The sequence below is a fragment of the Sphingomonas faeni genome, assembly GCF_023195535.1.
GTDB lineage: Bacteria > Pseudomonadota > Alphaproteobacteria > Sphingomonadales > Sphingomonadaceae > Sphingomonas > Sphingomonas faeni_B.
The window spans coordinates 1-255 of sequence record NZ_JALPNF010000039.1 but is presented as its reverse complement, the minus strand read 5'-3'; the positions used below and the strand labels follow the sequence as shown (position 1 = coordinate 255).

Here is a 255-nt window from a genome sequence, read left to right as displayed (position 1 = left end):
CCGAGGCTCTCGACCGGTTTTTCAAAGCCAAAGAGGCAGGACAGAGGATCATCACTCTCGATCTCGACGCCATTGAGGAAGCCATCTTCACCGGTGATGGCCCGGCATACCGCCTCGTTGACGCAATGGCGTCTGTCAAAGAGCATGAAGGCTGGGACGGTATGCGTGGAGCGCCACGGTTGGTGCTCGCCCTGCTGCAAATTCTCACGGAAGTTGGGCAGACGAACTCACCATCTGCCGTCTGACAACCAGCCT

1 protein-coding gene is annotated in these 255 nt (G+C 58.0%); it reads left to right on the top strand.

The genetic code is table 11. The features are described from left to right. Nucleotides 1-245, top strand: a 245-nt coding sequence (locus SPHN_RS18365) for a hypothetical protein (protein ID WP_248525288.1), incomplete at its 5' end; no start/stop codon positions are given. Nucleotides 246-255: the final 10 nt, after the last annotated feature.